General features: G+C 47.1%; 19 protein-coding genes. 11 read left to right on the forward strand and 8 right to left on the reverse strand.

Annotation, left to right across the window (positions count from 1 at the left end):
• Window positions 1–9: 9 nt before the first annotated feature.
• The 3 genes from MKY10_RS02205 to MKY10_RS02215 form a co-directional block, all read right to left on the reverse strand.
• Window positions 10–888, reverse strand: a complete 879-nt coding sequence (locus MKY10_RS02205) for a TetR/AcrR family transcriptional regulator (protein WP_041336907.1) — start codon at window positions 886–888, stop codon at window positions 10–12.
• A 163-nt stretch (window positions 889–1051) separates the two neighbouring features.
• Window positions 1052–1801, reverse strand: coding sequence for an oxygen-insensitive NADPH nitroreductase (gene nfsA, locus MKY10_RS02210; RefSeq protein WP_003234479.1), 750 nt, complete (start codon window positions 1799–1801; stop codon window positions 1052–1054).
• Between the two features lie 16 nt (window positions 1802–1817).
• On the reverse strand, window positions 1818–2105 hold the full coding sequence (locus MKY10_RS02215; RefSeq protein ID WP_003234477.1) for a putative quinol monooxygenase: 288 nt from the start codon (window positions 2103–2105) through the stop codon (window positions 1818–1820).
• Between the two features lie 139 nt (window positions 2106–2244).
• Between MKY10_RS02215 and MKY10_RS02220 the strand changes: the two genes are divergently transcribed.
• Complete coding sequence (locus MKY10_RS02220; protein WP_003234476.1) at window positions 2245–2559, forward strand: metalloregulator ArsR/SmtB family transcription factor; 315 nt, start codon at window positions 2245–2247, stop codon at window positions 2557–2559.
• 1 nt (window position 2560) lies between these two features.
• On the opposite strand, the gene gabR is transcribed toward MKY10_RS02220, so the two are convergent.
• Window positions 2561–4000, reverse strand: coding sequence for a transcriptional regulator GabR (gabR, locus tag MKY10_RS02225; RefSeq protein ID WP_019712391.1), 1440 nt, complete (start codon window positions 3998–4000; stop codon window positions 2561–2563).
• A 105-nt stretch (window positions 4001–4105) separates the two neighbouring features.
• Between gabR and gabT the strand changes: the two genes are divergently transcribed.
• From gabT to gdh, 4 genes are all read left to right on the forward strand, one after another.
• A complete protein-coding gene (gene gabT, locus MKY10_RS02230) occupies window positions 4106–5416 on the forward strand; it encodes a 4-aminobutyrate--2-oxoglutarate transaminase (protein ID WP_019712392.1) in 1311 nt (436 codons plus the stop codon).
• 68 nt (window positions 5417–5484) lie between these two features.
• Entirely contained in the window at window positions 5485–6873 is a 1389-nt protein-coding gene (gabD, locus tag MKY10_RS02235) for a succinate-semialdehyde dehydrogenase (RefSeq protein ID WP_015382777.1), read from the forward strand.
• 122 nt (window positions 6874–6995) lie between these two features.
• Entirely contained in the window at window positions 6996–7859 is an 864-nt protein-coding gene (gene glcU / locus MKY10_RS02240; protein WP_026009827.1) for a glucose uptake protein GlcU, read from the forward strand.
• Window positions 7860–7878: 19 nt separating this feature from the next.
• The gene (gdh, locus tag MKY10_RS02245) at window positions 7879–8664 is read left to right on the forward strand and encodes a glucose 1-dehydrogenase (RefSeq protein WP_003246720.1); all 786 of its coding nucleotides are present in this window, start codon (window positions 7879–7881) and stop codon (window positions 8662–8664) included.
• Window positions 8665–8708: 44 nt separating this feature from the next.
• On the opposite strand, the gene MKY10_RS02250 is transcribed toward gdh, so the two are convergent.
• From MKY10_RS02250 to ycnK, 3 genes are read right to left on the reverse strand one after another with little or no spacing between them, the layout of a single operon-like run.
• Window positions 8709–9323: a DUF1775 domain-containing protein gene (locus tag MKY10_RS02250; protein ID WP_019712394.1), complete on the reverse strand. Its 615-nt coding sequence runs from the start codon at window positions 9321–9323 to the stop codon at window positions 8709–8711.
• A 12-nt stretch (window positions 9324–9335) separates the two neighbouring features.
• On the reverse strand, window positions 9336–10961 hold the full coding sequence (gene ycnJ / locus MKY10_RS02255; protein ID WP_019712395.1) for a copper transporter YcnJ: 1626 nt from the start codon (window positions 10959–10961) through the stop codon (window positions 9336–9338).
• A gap of 34 nt (window positions 10962–10995) precedes the next feature.
• A complete protein-coding gene (gene ycnK / locus MKY10_RS02260) occupies window positions 10996–11568 on the reverse strand; it encodes a copper uptake transcriptional regulator YcnK (RefSeq protein WP_003246724.1) in 573 nt (190 codons plus the stop codon).
• Between the two features lie 164 nt (window positions 11569–11732).
• On the opposite strand from ycnK, the gene MKY10_RS02265 reads away from it, so the two are divergent.
• From MKY10_RS02265 to lepB, 6 genes are all read left to right on the forward strand, one after another.
• The gene (locus MKY10_RS02265; protein ID WP_003246726.1) at window positions 11733–12086 is read left to right on the forward strand and encodes a hypothetical protein; all 354 of its coding nucleotides are present in this window, start codon (window positions 11733–11735) and stop codon (window positions 12084–12086) included.
• Between the two features lie 172 nt (window positions 12087–12258).
• Window positions 12259–13695: a PTS mannitol transporter subunit IICB gene (locus MKY10_RS02270; protein WP_010886406.1), complete on the forward strand. Its 1437-nt coding sequence runs from the start codon at window positions 12259–12261 to the stop codon at window positions 13693–13695.
• 24 nt (window positions 13696–13719) lie between these two features.
• The gene (locus MKY10_RS02275) at window positions 13720–14151 is read left to right on the forward strand and encodes a PTS sugar transporter subunit IIA (protein WP_024573245.1); all 432 of its coding nucleotides are present in this window, start codon (window positions 13720–13722) and stop codon (window positions 14149–14151) included.
• A 1-nt stretch (window position 14152) separates the two neighbouring features.
• On the forward strand, window positions 14153–15274 hold the full coding sequence (locus MKY10_RS02280; RefSeq protein WP_048654761.1) for a mannitol-1-phosphate 5-dehydrogenase: 1122 nt from the start codon (window positions 14153–14155) through the stop codon (window positions 15272–15274).
• A gap of 90 nt (window positions 15275–15364) precedes the next feature.
• Window positions 15365–16429: a tartrate dehydrogenase gene (locus tag MKY10_RS02285; protein ID WP_003234436.1), complete on the forward strand. Its 1065-nt coding sequence runs from the start codon at window positions 15365–15367 to the stop codon at window positions 16427–16429.
• A 133-nt stretch (window positions 16430–16562) separates the two neighbouring features.
• Complete coding sequence (gene lepB, locus MKY10_RS02290; protein ID WP_029726566.1) at window positions 16563–17126, forward strand: signal peptidase I; 564 nt, start codon at window positions 16563–16565, stop codon at window positions 17124–17126.
• 59 nt (window positions 17127–17185) lie between these two features.
• Here lepB and MKY10_RS02295 read toward each other — a convergent pair whose 3' ends face one another.
• On the reverse strand, window positions 17186–17794 hold the full coding sequence (locus MKY10_RS02295) for a dienelactone hydrolase family protein (protein WP_029726564.1): 609 nt from the start codon (window positions 17792–17794) through the stop codon (window positions 17186–17188).
• Window positions 17795–17872: the final 78 nt, after the last annotated feature.

Raw genomic sequence — 17872 nt, forward strand, 5'->3', positions numbered from 1 at the left:
TTCTTTTCTCTAAGTAATTAACAGTGTTTTTAACATGGAAACGGGCTGTGTTAAAACACTGGTTTGTTCCAGATAGCCAATCAGTGATTTGAGTAAGAAAGCGCGGGGTTCTTCCTTCTTCGCTTCTTCCTCCAGCATGGCGGCTGCGGATGTCAGTTCATCTACGTCATAGTCCGCGGCGGACAGGGAAGAGATGCCTTTATGTAATTCCTTCAGGCTTTCCGATAATAGGACTGATTTATCCTTTGGCTTGTAGGAGGATGCTGATTGAATATAAAGCTCGATGGCTTCGGGCGGAAGAAGAGACTGGCGGGTTTCCCTGTTTTTGATAATCTGATTGAGGGTGCTGATGATAAACTCTGCGATCGGGTCAAGCTCAAGCGGTTTTTCCTCGATTTTGATCAGCATTAAAAACTCACGCATCATGCCGTGAAGAATGATGACCAAATCCCACACAAACGGGAGAATGGTTTCTCCATACGCCTGGATCAGCGAATCGCGGTGCCAGCAGATAATCGTCGATCTGGTCTGATGGATATGCTGTTTGACCCGGTCATTGTGCAGCTTGGGGTTTCCGTAGGTCAGCATATTGAAAAACTGCTGATTCCGCCTGAAGCCCTCCAGTTCCATTTTGACCTTTTGCGTCAAACGCTCCTCCGGTGTAAGTGCGGTATTTTCCTGAAGTCTTGAGGCCGCGGCCACCATTTGCTTCTGGTTAAATGACAGCAGCTCCAAAAGCAGATCTTCTTTAGATTGGAACAGCTTATATATCGAAGCTTTTGACATCTTACATTCTTCTGCGATCGCCTGCATGGAAACCGACGTAAAATCCTTTTCCGAAAAAAGCTTTCGCGCGGCTAACAAGATATCTGTTTTTTTATCAAGCATCTCATGGCTTCCTTCTTTCTTGAACATTAGAAAACCCATTGGTTCACAGAAAACCAATGAGTAACTATGAAAAAATTTTACCAAATAAACAAAATAGAAGTCAATGGATTTTAACCGGGTAAATGAAAGGCCTGCCGGAAAATCCGACAGGCCGAATAAGAGCTTATTTTTCAACTTTAAATCCTTGTTTTTCAAGCATTTCACGGATGTGCGGATAGTACAGGCGCTCATAGTAGGAAGCGATGCTCTGTGACCAATTTCTTGTTTCTTTTCCGTTTGTCCGTTTATTCATGTATTCAGACATCTGTTCGTCGTATGCCTGAATGTGAGACGTCAGCTCATCCTGATTCAAATAAGTTTCCTGATGATTGACAGCTTCCTGCGGCAAGCGCGGTTTTTTCGCTGAACGGTCGGCAGGATGCCCAATGACAAGGCCGGATAAAGGGAACACGTATTTCGGAAGCTCAAGCAGTTCGATCAGCTCTTGAGGGTTTCCGCGAACTGCACCGATCGGAACTGTGCCAAGTCCGAGTGACTCAGCCGCTGCTGTTGCTGTGCCGAGGGCAATACCAGCGTCTACTGCGCCGACAAGAACAGATTCCAATCCATTTGTGATTTCCATTTTGAAATCATGCAGATCTTCAAGCGCAATTTTGGCCCGGTTGAAATCTGCGCAGAACAGCAGGAAAACAGGAGCTTGATCGATCCATGGCTGGCCGCCTGCCAGCTCGGAGATTTTCTTTTTGCGCTCTTTATCCTGGACTGTGATCACAGTCACTTGCTGTCCGTTGATAGAAGAAGGGGCTGATTGCACCGCTTCAATGATTTGGTCCAATTGCTCCTGAGCTACAGGCTCATCTGTGTAGCTGCGAATCGAGCGGTGGTCTGTTAAAGATTTAATCACTTCATTCATATGGGACACCCTTTCTTTACTCGCTAAGCTCTGTGCGGACAACATCAAGAGGGGCGCTCAGCAGTTCTTTTCCTTTTGCGACAAACCCTTGGAAATGCGCAGTTTCGTTATGGAATTTCATTGCCGCTTCATCTTTCCATTTTTCAAGCATGACAAATGTATTTTCTTCGCCTACTTTTTCGAACAGGTCGTATTGCGCGTTGCCTTCCTCAGCTCTTGAATGCTGAACAAGTGATTGAGCCTCGCTCAAAAATTCCTCGCGTTTTTCTGGTTTTACTTTGATGTAAGCTTGTAATACGATCATTTAAATCTCCTCCGTTGTTATGCGAATTTATTGTTCGAATTTCATCGAACTAAATGTAACATGTATTCTAAATGAGGTAAAGGAAAAACCCTTAAATAGTAAAATTGTCATTCTAATTGTTGTGTGATACATTTGTGTCATGAACATTCCAAACCATCCAGAAACAGAAACATTGCAGCTGACAAAGGTTCTTCATGCACTTAGTGATCCGCTTCGTTTAGAGCTCGTCAAGCAATTAGCTGAAGCAAAAGAAAAAACGTGCAGCACCTGTGCAGATGTGCAGGTTGCCAAATCGACTTTGTCGCATCATTTTAAAGTTTTGAGAGAATCAGGCATCGCTCAAGTTCGGATAGAAGGAAAGCGCCGGTATTATTCGCTTCGCGCTGAAGACCTTGAAAAGGCATTTCCGGGCCTGCTTGAAGCCGTGCTGAATGTAGACCAGGACCGCTGGTGAATCAATCCCCTGTAACGGGGATTTTTTTATGTCCGTTAACCGCTTTGAAAAGCCGCTGCACACCCTCCTGAATATCTTCTTCCTTCAGCCGTGCAAAACCAATAATGAGAGCTGGCCTGCCCGTTTGCCGCTTGTCTTCCTTCAAGTTAAATCGGCTCATTCCGAATATTTCAAGCTGCAGCCCGGCAGCATGTGACAGGATGTCTTGTTCGGTGCGCCTGGTATCAAATTCGGTAACAAAATGCAGCCCCGCATTTGCCCCTTTTACGGTAACCTCTCCGCTGAACTCTGCTTCTAAAGCGGTGATCAGGCGTTCTCTCTTTTCTTTATAATGCTGCTTCATTTTTTTTATATGCTTCTGATATTCACCAGACTCGATAAATTCCTGCAGGGTGAGCTGTGTGAGTGATGAGCAAGTCTGCAGATCATAGCCCCGCTGTTTGTATGCCCTCAACAGCTCAGGCGGCAACACCATATAGCTGATCCGCAAGCCGGGGAGAAGGGACTTTGAAAAGGTTCCCATATAGATGACATTTTGAAAACGGTCGAGGCTTTGCAGCGCCGGAATACTGTCTACATCATATGTGAATTCACTATCATAATCGTCCTCAATGATATATCGGCGCGGCTCCTCGGCTGCCCAGTTCAGCAGCTGAATTCTTCTGGATACAGGCATAATCGTTCCGGACGGAAACTGATGCGACGGGGTGGTCACCAGCACATCTGGCTGCTGTCTGGTGATTTCAGCAATCGACATGCCTTTTTCATCCAGCATGATCGTCTTTACTTGTTTTCCGGCATTCTTCAAAAGCTGATACATGCGCCTGTAGCCAGGCTCCTCCATCGCATACACGGCTTCCTTGGGTAAAAGCTCAGTCAACAGCTGCATGAGCACCTGTGTGCCTGCCCCTATGATCATTTGTTCCGGCCTGCATTTTACACCCCTCGTCAGGGAAATGAGCCTCGTAATGGCCGCTCTCACTTCATATATCCCTTGCGGATGTGACATATCGCCGAGCGTGCGGTATGAGCGGGAGGCCGCTTTTTGCTCGCAGCGGAACCAGCTTTTGATCGGAAAATGGTCTGTATCGGAACTCATGTGTGAAAACGATATCCAATCGCTCTGGTCGATGTGAATCTCTTTTAGGTCATCCGGCAGTGCAAATGGAGGGTGCTCCTCGGCGGAAAACATGTCTAGTTCCTCCACGAAGAAACCCTTTCGTTCAATGGCGTACAAATACCCCTCAGCCAGCAGCTGCTGATAGGCTGAATTCACTGAATTTACGCTGACCTTGAGATTTTCAGCCAGCTCCCGCTTGGAGGGAACCTTCGAGTGCGGCAGCAGATTGCGGCTGAGGATTTCTTTTTTCAGCTTTTGATAAATTTGCTGATAGATATAATCGGCTTGTTCTGAACGATCGAGTGTAATCGTGATATCCATTTGTATTTTCTCCTTCTGATACCATCAAAAAGTTATAATTGGTACTTTTCATCATACCAAAGAGAAGTCAGAATGATAAGAAAATACCGACAGGGGGATATTCACATGAGTCAAACAACAGCAAGCATCACAACTGCACAATGGCAGCAAAAACGGGATCAATTTGTGTCAAAAGGTGTGAGCAACGGCAACCGCAGTCTGGCGGTCAAAGGAGAAGGGGCCGAGCTGTACGATCTGGACGGCCGGAGATTTATTGATTTTGCAGGCGCCATCGGCACGTTAAATGTCGGACACTCGCATCCGAAGGTGGTTGAGGCTGTGAAGCGGCAGGCGGAGGAGCTGATTCATCCTGGCTTTAATGTCATGATGTACCCGACTTATATCGAGTTAGCCGAAAAACTGTGTGGCATTGCACCGGGCAGCCATGAGAAAAAAGCGATTTTTCTTAACTCAGGGGCAGAAGCGGTCGAAAACGCTGTGAAAATCGCCAGAAAGTATACAAAGCGCCAAGGCGTTGTCTCGTTTACACGCGGGTTTCACGGGCGCACGAATATGACGATGAGCATGACAAGCAAGGTAAAACCTTATAAATTCGGTTTCGGGCCTTTTGCGCCAGAGGTTTATCAAGCGCCGTTCCCTTATTATTATCAGAAGCCGGCCGGCATGAGTGATGAAAGCTATGACGATATGGTCATTCAAGCATTCAATGATTTCTTTATCGCTTCAGTGGCGCCTGAAACGGTGGCGTGTGTCGTGATGGAGCCAGTGCAGGGAGAAGGCGGGTTTATTATTCCTTCGAAACGGTTCGTACAGCACGTCGCTTCATTCTGCAAAGAACACGGCATTGTTTTTGTTGCTGATGAAATCCAAACCGGCTTTGCCAGAACTGGCACTTATTTCGCAATTGAGCACTTTGATGTAGTGCCCGATCTGATCACGGTTTCTAAATCGCTTGCGGCAGGCCTGCCATTAAGCGGCGTGATCGGGCGTTCGGAAATGCTTGATGCGGCAGCGCAAGGGGAGCTGGGCGGCACGTATGCCGGCAGCCCGCTCGGCTGCGCGGCGGCTTTGGCAGTCTTGGATATTATCGAAGAAGAAGGACTGAATGAGCGATCTGAAGAAATTGGCAAAATCATTGAAGATAGGGCGTATGAGTGGAAAAAAGAATTCCCGTTCATCGGTGACATCCGCAGACTCGGGGCGATGGCCGCAATCGAAATCGTCAAGGATCCAGACACGCGTGAGCCTGATAAAGCAAAAGCAGCAGCGATCGCGGCCTATGCGAATCAAAACGGATTACTTTTGCTGACAGCGGGAATTAACGGTAATATCATCCGCTTTTTGACACCGCTCGTCATCTCAGACAGCCTTTTAAATGAAGGGCTCAGCATCTTGGAGGCGGGCCTGCGAGCTTAATCATTGGAAAGAAAACGGCTGGGTCTGCTATCATTTTAAGTAATCATGAAAAGAAAGGAATGTTCAATATGCCAGATCAATTAACGGTCTACAACCCGGCTACGGGCGAGGAGATCAAAACGATTCCTCAGCAATCAGCCACAGAGGTAGAAGAAGCCATTGAACGTTCACATCAAGCGTTTAAAACGTGGTCTAAAACATCAGCGAACGAAAGAGCGTCTCTTTTGAAAAAATGGTATGAGCTGATTGTTGAACATAAAGAAGAGCTTGCAGATTTAATTACAAAGGAAAACGGAAAACCATACCAGGAAGCAGTCGGCGAGGTACTTTACGGCGCAGGCTATATCGAATGGTTCGCAGAGGAAGCGAAGCGTGTGTACGGAAGAACGGTCCCGGCCCCGACAACGGGTAAACGAATTGTTGTCACACGCCAGCCGGTCGGCCCCGTTGCTGCTATCACGCCCTGGAATTTCCCGAATGCGATGATTACACGCAAAGCGGCGCCTGCTCTTGCCGCTGGCTGTACATTTATCATCAAGCCGGCGCCGGACACACCGCTGTCTGCTTATGAACTGGCGCGCCTCGCATATGAAGCGGGCATTCCGAAGGATGTTCTTCAGGTTGTAATCGGCGATGGAGAAGAAATCGGAAATGTGTTCACAAGCAGTCCGAAAATCCGCAAAATCACCTTCACAGGCTCAACACCTGTAGGGAAAATCCTTATGAAAAACAGCGCGGACACCGTGAAGCACGTCTCAATGGAACTCGGCGGACACGCCCCGCTGATCGTAGATGAAGATGCAGACATTGACCTTGCCGTTGAACAGGCGATGGCGTCCAAATACCGAAACGCAGGCCAAACCTGCGTATGTGCCAACCGCCTGATCGTTCATGAATCCATCAAGGATGAATTTGCTGCGAAACTGAGCGAGCAAGTGTCTAAGCTGAAAGTCGGAAATGGACTTGAGGAAGGCGTCAATGTCGGCCCGATCATCAACAAACGAGGCTTCGAAAAAATCGTCAGCCAAATTGATGATGCGGTTGAAAAAGGCGCGAAGGTTATTGCTGGGGGCACATATGACCGAAACGATGACAAAGGGTGCTACTTTGTGAATCCGACAGTGCTCACCGATGTCGATACGTCCATGAACATCATGCATGAGGAAACATTCGGTCCGGTCGCCCCGATCGTCACGTTTTCTGATATTGATGAAGCGATTCAGCTTGCCAACGATACACCGTATGGCTTGGCTGCTTACTTCTTCACAGAAAACTACCGCCGCGGCATCTATATTTCCGAGAATCTAGAGTATGGCATTATCGGCTGGAATGACGGCGGACCGTCAGCGGTTCAAGCGCCATTCGGCGGAATGAAAGAAAGCGGCATTGGCCGTGAAGGCGGTTCAGAAGGTATCGAGCCGTACCTTGAAACAAAATATTTGTCCATCGGTTTATAAAAGAATGCACGCTCATGAGAGCTGCCGGATTTTCCGGCAGCTCTTTTTGTGTTCCGGCGAATAATCACAACAATTCCAGCCAAAATAACAGCAAATACATTTTGAAAGAAGGTTCCCCAACAATGGATTTATTATTGGCTCTTCTCCCGGCTTTGTTTTGGGGGAGCATTGTTCTCTTCAATGTGAAATTAGGCGGCGGGCCGTACAGCCAGACACTGGGAACGACGATCGGGGCACTCATTGTTTCTATCGTTATTTACTTTTTTGTTCAGCCCGTTCTGTCCCTTCGCATTTTTATTGTTGGAATCGTATCCGGCTTATTTTGGTCACTTGGACAGGCCAACCAGCTGAAAAGCATTCAATTGATGGGCGTGTCGAAAACAATGCCAATTTCCACAGGAATGCAGCTCGTTTCCACCTCGCTGTTCGGTGTGATCGTGTTCCGCGAATGGTCAACACCGATTGCGATTACGCTTGGCGTTCTCGCTTTGATCTTTATCATTGTGGGAATCATTCTCACGTCCTTGGAAGATAAGAATGATAAAAAAGAGGGCGAGCCAAGCAATTTGAAAAAGGGCATTTTGATTCTCCTTGTTTCGACTCTTGGTTATTTGGTTTATGTAGTCGTGGCTAGATTATTCAATGTGTCCGGCTGGTCCGCGCTGCTGCCACAGGCAATTGGCATGGTGGTCGGGGGGGTAGTTTTAACCTATAGACACAAACCCTTTAACAAGTATGCGATCAGAAATATTCTCCCAGGGTTAATCTGGGCAGGCGGAAATATGTTTTTGTTTATTTCTCAGCCGCGAGTCGGCGTTGCAACGAGCTTTTCCCTTTCACAAATGGGAATTGTCATTTCTACGCTCGGCGGTATTTTCATCCTGCGTGAAAAGAAAACGAAACGCCAGCTAATAGCAATTGCGATCGGGATTATCCTGATAATTGCCGCCGCCGTATTCTTAGGAATCGCCAAAACAAATTCATAACAAATGGAGGAGGATGTATATGTATCCGGATTTAAAAGGAAAAGTCGTCGCTATTACAGGAGCTGCTTCAGGGCTCGGAAAGGCAATGGCCATTCGCTTCGGCAAGGAGCAGGCAAAAGTGGTTATCAACTATTATAGTAATAAACAAGATCCGAACGAGGTAAAAGAAGAGGTCATCAAGGCGGGCGGTGAAGCTGTTGTCGTCCAAGGAGATGTCACGAAAGAGGAAGATGTAAAAAATATCGTGCAAACGGCAATTAAAGAGTTCGGCACACTCGATATTATGATTAATAATGCCGGTCTTGAAAATCCTGTACCATCTCACGAAATGCCGCTCAAGGATTGGGATAAAGTCATCGGCACGAACTTAACGGGTGCCTTTTTAGGAAGCCGTGAAGCGATTAAATATTTCGTAGAAAACGATATCAAGGGAAATGTCATTAACATGTCCAGTGTGCACGAAGTGATTCCTTGGCCGTTATTTGTCCACTATGCGGCAAGTAAAGGCGGGATAAAGCTGATGACAGAAACATTAGCGTTGGAATACGCGCCGAAGGGCATTCGCGTCAATAATATTGGGCCAGGTGCGATCAACACGCCAATCAATGCTGAAAAATTCGCTGACCCTAAACAGAAAGCTGATGTAGAAAGCATGATTCCAATGGGATATATCGGCGAACCGGAGGAGATCGCCGCAGTAGCAGCCTGGCTTGCTTCGAAGGAAGCCAGCTACGTCACAGGCATCACGTTATTCGCGGACGGCGGTATGACACAATATCCTTCATTCCAGGCAGGCCGCGGTTAAACATAAAAAGCGACCCAGACATGACATCTGGATCGCTTTCTTTATTAGGCACGCTTTTTCTTTACAAGTGCTGCTACAGATAAAATAATGGCAGCCGCAGACAGCACCATCGCTGTAATGTCTAGAGCTGAAGAACCTGAGTTTTCGGAATCGTCTTCTGTTTTCGTGGCGCCGTGCTCATCTGTCACTTGCTTTGCAGACGTGATGTTTGTAATGGAATGAGGTGTATCGGCATCCTCGTCACCTGTCCACTCAACAATGCTGCCGTCTTTGTAATATTGGTATGCGTCCCAAGCAGCTTCCTCCGCTTTGTCAGGGTTTTTGGCAACAAAGGTAAACTGCTGGAACTGGCCTTCCTGAATGCCTCCGTCAGTCGCCTCCCATGTCACGGATACTGATTTGTCATCATGTTTTTGAGTGGAAACCTTCCAGCCCGGAATTGGCTCATATTGCTGGAATTCAACATCCTTCGGCATTTTGAGGACTACCTTCGTTGTCGGCAGATTTTTCTCTGAAGGAACCTTCATTGTATACGTTTCCCAAGAGCCAGCAGCAGACTGAGCCGGTTTTACAGAAACATGCGCGCTGGCAGGGGCCGTAAAGAATAAGAGGGAGCCGACAATAGCCGGACATAGTGTCAATGCGATTTTTTTCAACAACGTAAACACTCCTTAATTGGATTTTGTAAACATGATATTGATTTCGTTAAAGTCGCCGGTCAGGCCGTGGACTTTGATCTTCCAGTTTCCTTTTTCATTAATCGACAGGTTTTGATCTTGGAAGACGCCTTTTGTTTTTTCTTTTAATGTAAAGGTGCTTTTGTTTTCGCTGCCTGACAGGCCTGTTTTATAAACGGTTAACGTGATTTGCTGGATGTTTTTCACGGGATCACCGTTATGGTCGGTGACCCGCAGCTCAAAAACATTTTTTCCAGGCTGGTTTGGGCTGATGCTGAGAGAAACGCTTTGTCCGTTCTCTATCGCTTTGGTTTGGTAGAACGGTTCCGGCGCTGGCTCAGGCGGGCTTGGCAGGCTTGTAAACACGGCCGCTGTGATCAATACAGCGATGCCGATTGCCCACTCCGCTTTCAACGTTCGGCTGATTCCTGTGCGGCGCTGCTTTCTGGTAAGCAGAAAATGAATTGCGCCTAAGACCAGCATGAAAACAAACAGCCCGCTTTTCACTAAAAGAGCTTGTCCGTACGCTGTATGGAACAGTGAATCCATTGAACGAATGATGAAAAATCCATTGAGCAAGCCTGAAAACAAAATGACGCCGACTGCAGTGAGCGCCCATGGGGAGAACCGTCTGACCGTCTCCCACGCGAGCGTTTTGTCAGGCTGCCTCCATTCTTTTGAGAGCAGCAAAACGAGTGCCGCTATTCCGCCGACCCAGATGGAAGCGGAAGTTAAATGAAGGAAATCCATCAAAATGCCGACCGTTTTTTCTTCAACGACAGCAGCATGCCCGGTAAACGCCTTGGCAAGCAGGAGACCGAAAAAGAAAATGAGCGGCGCTGTCCAATAGCCAAAGGATGAAAAGCGGTTTTTCCGTATCGCAGGGATGACAGACAGTGCGAGCAGCACGAACAGCGCAGCCTGTATGATCCAAATGGAGCCGCCTGCTGTCTCAAACAGTGTTTCTCTGATGTAGCCCGGCTGGAATGCGCTGCCCCAGCCGCCGCCTGCGTTCGCTTTTGTCTGAATCGGAAGCTGAAGCAAAAGCGCCAGCCCCAATGCTGCGATCGAGCCGGTCAGGATACGTCTCGTCCGTTTGACGAGCTGTTCTGATTTCCCTTTATACCAGAAAAGATGGAAGAAAACCGTTCCGATAAACAGAGATAAGGCTGTATACAGAATCGCGCGATCTGCTGCTGTTCCCGGATTCAGCGCTGAATCGGCTGCTTTTTGGCTGCTGAATCCGCCATCCGCTTTCCCGATACTGAACGGAATGACGCCGGAAACAGGATGTCCATCCGCGGATACGGCATTCCATTCCGCTCTGTACACATCTTTAGGCAGATTCTTCTTCAGCTTCACTGTCATGATGTGATGATTATCTTTTTTGATTTCAGTCTTGTCCGTATCCACACGGTCGCCGTTTGAATTATAGACTTTAATGTAATGAAACCCTTCTTCAACCGGTTCATTAAATTCGATTTCCACCTGCGCAGGGGCGCTTTTTAATTCGCTGTTTTCCCCAGGTGAAGATTTGACAATATAGGCGTGAGCAAAGCTTGTTTTCGGCAGGAAAACAAGAAAAAGCAGAAGGATGATCCACCATCTGTTTCGCTTCATCACTCAGACACCACCTTCCGCTGTATGTGTTGTGTTATTTCTTGGTGCAGGTGCAGCGTTTCTTTCGGTCTTGAAGCATGTCTTCCAGCGCTTGGTCGAAAGTGCAGACGGCTCCGCCGAATCCTTTTTGAAATCGTTCGGCATGGTCAAGTGTCGCAAACGGAATGGCCTGCGGCTGGCAGCAGTGCAGGTTTAATTCAGCATTTACGACGAAATAAGCCGAACCGGCACTGACGGTTGTCTGTAACAGAAAATCTCTGCAAATCAAGTGTGAAACCTCTTCCGTTTTATCCGCGTAACGCAAAAACGCGCAATGTGCGCAGCATAGCTGTTCAATGTCTTGGTTTACCGTAATCAGCTGAACCGAATGAGCTTGATTGACGGGCTTCAAGCAATAGCTGCACATATGATCTGTTTGAGGTGTTCGGACGGGGAGCGTGATGCCGCCGGCCGTTTTAATGACCTGATTTGACTGAACCAGCTGATTGACATCTCTATATACCGTCATTTCCGAAACGCCGAACCTTGCGCTGATGTCAGAAATTCTAAGCGAGCCTTCTTCTTTCAGCCACTTCAGTATGTGTTGCTGTCTATTAATCGGAAGCATTCATACACCCTCTTCATTAAGATCTATTTAAGCGTAGAGGATTTTAGAGACGGAGACAAGTAAGTGGATGATAAAAAATGTGAAAATGTGTTGAACAGCAACAAAACGAAACAGAAGGGACTCTGGTATAATAGACAGATGGAATAGAAAGTGAGGAATACCCTATGAAAGAAACACCATGCCCGAACTGCGGCAAACCTTTGACAGGCGATATGGTCAGATCATCAAATGTGCCTTGTCAATTTCGCTGCGGCCACTGCCGGGAACGGCTTTATGAATATAAAGTTTCAGCTCCGATTATGCTGGTATCATTAGCGGCCATCGTGCTGCTTATTTATCTTTTGATGCTCCTCCGCAATGCGGCAGGCTCAGTGCTGCCAGCTGTACAGCACGTGCCGATGGCTGTATTTGCGCTTGTGTGCGCGTATCCCGTTTTTATTGTGAGTGAGCGGATGATTGCAAAGTACGTGATTCAAAATGGCAACATCATTTATAGAGGAAAGAGAAAAGGCTCCTGAAACCAGGAGCCTTTTTATTTTTAAAAAATTGTCACAGTCATGTGCCAAAGTCCTCTTTACTTTCAATTGTATAGGGACTGTAAGCGTTTTAACATAGAGTCAAAGGGAAGCATCATTCTCTGAACATATTTTTGTATCTTACAGCGACAAACAAAACAGGGAGGGTTTATATATGCAGCAGCAAGAACAGCAGCAAGGCGGCATGAAAGTGAAAGTGCAACGCTTTGGGAGTTATTTGAGCGGAATGATCATGCCGAATATCGGCGCGTTTATCGCGTGGGGTATCATTACCGCGCTGTTTATTCCGGCAGGATGGTTTCCGAATGAACAGCTGAACACGCTGGTCAGCCCGATGATTACGTATTTATTGCCGCTTTTGATAGCGTATACAGGCGGAAAAATGATCTACGACCACCGCGGCGGAGTTGTCGGAGCGACAGCGGCAATTGGGGTGATTGTCGGATCGGATATTCCAATGTTTTTAGGCGCAATGATTATGGGTCCGCTTGGCGGATACCTCATTAAACAGACTGATAAATTATTCAAGGATAAAGTCAAACAAGGCTTTGAAATGCTGATCAACAACTTTACGGCAGGGATTGTCGGCGCGGCTTTAACGATTCTCGCGTTTTACGCCATCGGCCCGGTTGTCCTGACGCTAAATAAATTGCTGGCGGCTGGTGTGGAAGTCATTGTACACGCTAATTTACTGCCGGTAGCCAGTGTTTTTGTAGAACCGGCGAAAGTGTTGTTCCTCAACAACGCCATTAACCACGGAATCTTAAGCCCGATCGGAATCGAGCAAGCATCTCAAACAGGAAAATCAATTCTGTTTTTAGTAGAAGCAAACCCTGGACCGGGGCTCGGCATTTTGCTGGCGTACATGTTCTTTGGCAAAGGATCTTCAAAATCAACGGCTCCCGGTGCGGCGATCATCCATTTCTTCGGCGGGATTCACGAGATTTACTTCCCGTACATTCTGATGAAACCGGCCCTGATTCTCGCAGCCATTGCCGGCGGAGCAAGCGGACTCTTAACGTTTACGATCTTTAATGCCGGACTTGTCGCGGCAGCGTCACCGGGAAGCATTATCGCATTGATGGCAATGACGCCAAGAGGAGGCTATTTCGGGGTATTGGCGGGCGTATTGGTCGCTGCAGCTGTATCGTTCATCGTTTCAGCAGTGATCCTGAAATCCTCAAAAGCTAGTGAAGAAGACCTGGCTGCCGCAACAGAAAAAATGCAGTCCATGAAGGGGAAGAAAAGCCAAGCAGCAGCTGCTTTAGAGGCGGAACAAGCCAAAGCAGAAGAAGCGTCTGAGCTGTCTCCTGAAAGCGTGAACAAAATTATCTTTGCGTGTGATGCGGGAATGGGATCAAGTGCCATGGGGGCATCCATCTTAAGAAACAAAGTGAAAAAAGCGGAGCTTGACATCAGTGTGACCAACACGGCCATTAACAATCTGCCAAGCGATGCGGATATTGTCATCACCCACAAAGATTTAACAGACCGCGCGAAAGCAAAGCTGCCGAACGCGACGCACATATCAGTGGATAACTTCTTAAACAGCCCGAAATACGACGAGCTGATTGAAAAGCTGAAAAAGTAATCTTATAGAAAGAGAGTGATTGTCATGCAAGTACTCGCAAAGGAAAACATTAAACTCAATCAAACGGTATCATCAAAAGAAGAGGCTATCAAATTGGCAGGCCAGACGCTGATTGACAACGGCTACGTGACAGAGGATTACATTAGCAAAATGTTTGAACGTGAAGAAACGTCTTCTACGTTTATGGGGAATTTCATTGCCATTCCACACGGCACAGAAGAAGCGAAAAGCGAGGTGCTTCACTCTGGAATTTCAATCATACAGATTCCAGAGGGCGTTGAGTACGGAGAAGGCAACACGGCAAAAGTGGTATTCGGCATTGCGGGTAAAAATAATGAGCATTTAGACATTTTGTCTAACATCGCCATTATCTGTTCAGAAGAAGAAAACATTGAACGCCTGATCTCCGCTAAAAACGAAGAAGATTTGATTGCCATTTTCAACGAGGTGAACTGACATGATCGCCTTACATTTCGGTGCGGGGAATATTGGGAGAGGGTTTATCGGCGCGCTTCTTCACCACTCCGGCTATGATGTGGTGTTTGCGGATGTAAACGACACGATGGTCAGCCTCCTCAACGAAAAAAAAGAATACACAGTAGAACTGGCAGAAGAGGGACGTTCATCAGAGGTCATTGGCCCGGTCAGCGCGATTAACAGCGGCAGTCAGCCCGAAGAGCTGTACCGGCTGATGAATGAGGCGGCGCTCATCACAACAGCTGTCGGCCCGAATGTGCTGAAGCTGATTGCTCCATCTATCGCAGAAGGTTTAAGACGGAGAAACACTGCAAACACACTGAATATCATTGCCTGCGAAAATATGATTGGCGGAAGCTGCTTCTTAAAGAAAGAGATATACAGCCATTTAACGGAAGCAGAGCAGAAATCCGTCAGTGAAACGGTAGGTTTTCCGAATTCTGCCGTTGACCGGATCGTCCCGATTCAGCATCATGAAGACCCGCTGAAAGTATCGGTTGAACCATTTTTCGAATGGGTCATTGATGAATCAGGCTTTAAAGGGAAAACACCAGTCATAAACGGCGCACTGTTTGTTGATGATTTAACGCCGTACATCGAACGGAAGCTGTTTACGGTCAATACCGGACACGCGGTGACAGCGTATGTCGGCTATCAGCGCGGACTCAAGACGGTCAAAGAAGCAATCGATCATCCGGAAATCCGCCGTGTTGTTCATTCGGCGCTGCTTGAAACTGGTGACTATCTCGTCAAATTGTATGGCTTTAAGCAAACTGAACACGAGCAATATATCAAAAAAATCATCGGTCGCTTTGAAAATCCTTTCATTTCGGACGATGTGACCCGCGTAGCGAGGTCACCTCTCAGAAAACTGGGAGAAAATGATAGACTTGTAGGCCCGGCAAAGAAAATAAAAGAACCGAATGCACTGGCGGAAGGAATTGCCGCAGCACTGCGCTTCGATTTCACCGGTGACCCTGAAGCGGTTGAACTGCAAGCGCTGATCGAAGAAAAAGGATACAGCGGCGTACTTCAAGAGGTGTGCGGCATTCAGTCCCATGAACCGTTGCACGCCATCATTTTAAAGAAACTTAATCAATAACCGATCACCCGTGACACAATGTCACGGGCTTTTTTTACTATCTCGCAATCTAGTATAATAGAAAGCGCTTACGAAAACAGGGGGAGGAGAATGACGATGAAACAATTCGAGATTGCGGCAATACCGGGAGACGGAGTAGGAAAAGAGGTTGTAGCGGCTGCTGAGAAAGTGCTTCATACAGCGGCTGAGGTACACGGAGGTTTGTCATTCTCATTCACAGCTTTTCCATGGAGCTGTGATTATTACTTGGAGCACGGCAAAATGATGCCCGAAGATGGAATACATACGCTTACTCAATTTGAAGCAGTTTTTTTGGGAGCTGTCGGAAATCCGAAGCTGGTTCCCGATCATATATCGTTATGGGGGCTGCTGCTGAAAATCCGGAGGGAGCTTGAGCTTTCCATTAATATGAGACCCGCCAAACAAATGGCAGGCATTACGTCGCCGCTTCTGCATCCAAATGATTTTGACTTCGTGGTGATTCGCGAGAACAGTGAAGGTGAATACAGTGAAGTTGGCGGGCGCATTCACAGAGGCGATGATGAAATCGCCATCCAGAATGCCGTGTTTACGAGAAAAGCGACAGAACGTGTCATGCGCTTTGCCTTCGAATTGGCGAAAAAACGGCGCAGCCATGTGACAAGCGCCACAAAGTCTAACGGCATTTATCACGCGATGCCGTTTTGGGATGAAGTCTTTCAGCAGACAGCCGCTGATTATAGCGGAATCGAAACATCATCTCAGCATATTGATGCGCTGGCCGCTTTTTTTGTGACGCGTCCGGAAACGTTTGATGTCATTGTGGCGAGCAACTTGTTCGGTGATATTTTAACCGACATCAGCTCAAGCCTGATGGGAAGCATCGGCATTGCGCCTTCTGCGAACATCAATCCATCCGGCAAATATCCGTCCATGTTTGAACCGGTTCACGGCTCAGCTCCTGACATTGCCGGACAGGGCCTTGCCAATCCGATCGGCCAGATTTGGACAGCGAAGCTGATGCTCGACCACTTCGGAGAGGAAGAATTGGGGGCGAAAATTCTGGATGTAATGGAGCAAGTGACTGCCGACGGCATCAAAACACGCGACATTGGGGGACAAAGCACAACGGCTGAGGTCACTGATGAAATCTGTTCGCGCTTAAGAAAGCTCTGATGAATCAGGCCGGGGCAGATGGCTGCCCCGGCCTGTCCATTTCCTTACGAAAATTTCCACGAAAGTCTAACCAAGCAGATCCAAATGCTGTATAATAATTTGGAATTCTTAGGAAAGCATCGGGTGAAGGAAGTTGAATGCAAAAACAATCACGTTAAAGAAAAAAAGAAAAATCAAAACGATCGTTATACTCAGTATCATTATGATCGCAGCTCTCATTTTTACGATCAGATTGGTGTTTTACAAGCCTTTTCTTATTGAAGGATCATCAATGGCCCCAACGCTTAAAGACTCAGAAAGAATACTGGTTGATAAAGCAGTCAAATGGACTGGCGGGTTTCACAGAGGCGACATCATAGTCATTCATGACAAAAAGAGCGGCCGCTCATTTGTCAAACGTTTAATCGGTTTGCCTGGTGACAGCATTAAAATGAAAAATGATCAGCTATACATAAATGATAAAAAGGTGGAAGAACCATACTTAAAGGAATATAAACAGGAGGTCAAAGAGTCGGGTGTAACCTTAACGGGTGACTTCGAAGTTGAGGTTCCTTCCGGTAAATATTTTGTGATGGGAGATAACCGTCTCAATTCACTGGATAGCAGAAACGGATTGGGCATGCCTTCTGAAGACGATATCATCGGTACTGAATCTCTCGTCTTTTATCCATTCGGTGAGATGAGACAGGCAAAATAAAATGCAATGCAAAAAGAACATGGAACATGACGGCACCGATAATAAAGCGCCGTGCACGTTTAAAAAAATGATGATGAAACGGTGCGGAGCCGGCTTTCCGCCCCGTTTTTTATGATAGAAAGCGTTTTGAAGAAAAGGGCCCTGTTGAAATAAACAGAATCAGGATTGGCGAAGCCGTGAAGCGCATCGAATTGGTAAATCTCAAGATGGGTATGCTGTTTTTCCCGCAGTTTTTTGATAAGAAGCGCTACGTCAAACGACGGCTCATAATTAGGGAAAAACAATAGGACCGGGCAGGCTGGCACGTGATGAAGAGAGTCGCGTATCCGGGAACCGTAATAACAAACCGATCCGCTCACCTCAGGCATACTGCTGCATTTCCATGCGATAGTAGCCCCCACGCTGAATCCAATCACAAAGATGTGCCGTCCGGCGTTTTGCCTGATCACATTCTGGATGATGGTTTCTCCCGTTTTCAGCCGTTCGTGTTTTGTAAATTGTTCGTATGCCGTTTTTTCTTCTTGCAGTGTGTAGACTTCATTCTCGCCGAGCAGGTTGGGCGTCAACACATCATATCCAGCCATTTTGATCAGCCGGCCCATCTTTTTCATATGGCTGTTTACACCGTATATTTCGTGTACGAGAATGACAAGCGGTTTTGGGGACATAACGGCCTCCTTTTGTGTTTTTTCCATTATATCCTATCGTTTCACTTTAGGCTGAGATATAATGGTCAAAAAAAGGAG

Source organism: Bacillus sp. FSL P4-0290 (genome assembly GCF_037975435.1).
In the GTDB taxonomy this organism is placed as follows: domain Bacteria; phylum Bacillota; class Bacilli; order Bacillales; family Bacillaceae; genus Bacillus; species Bacillus subtilis.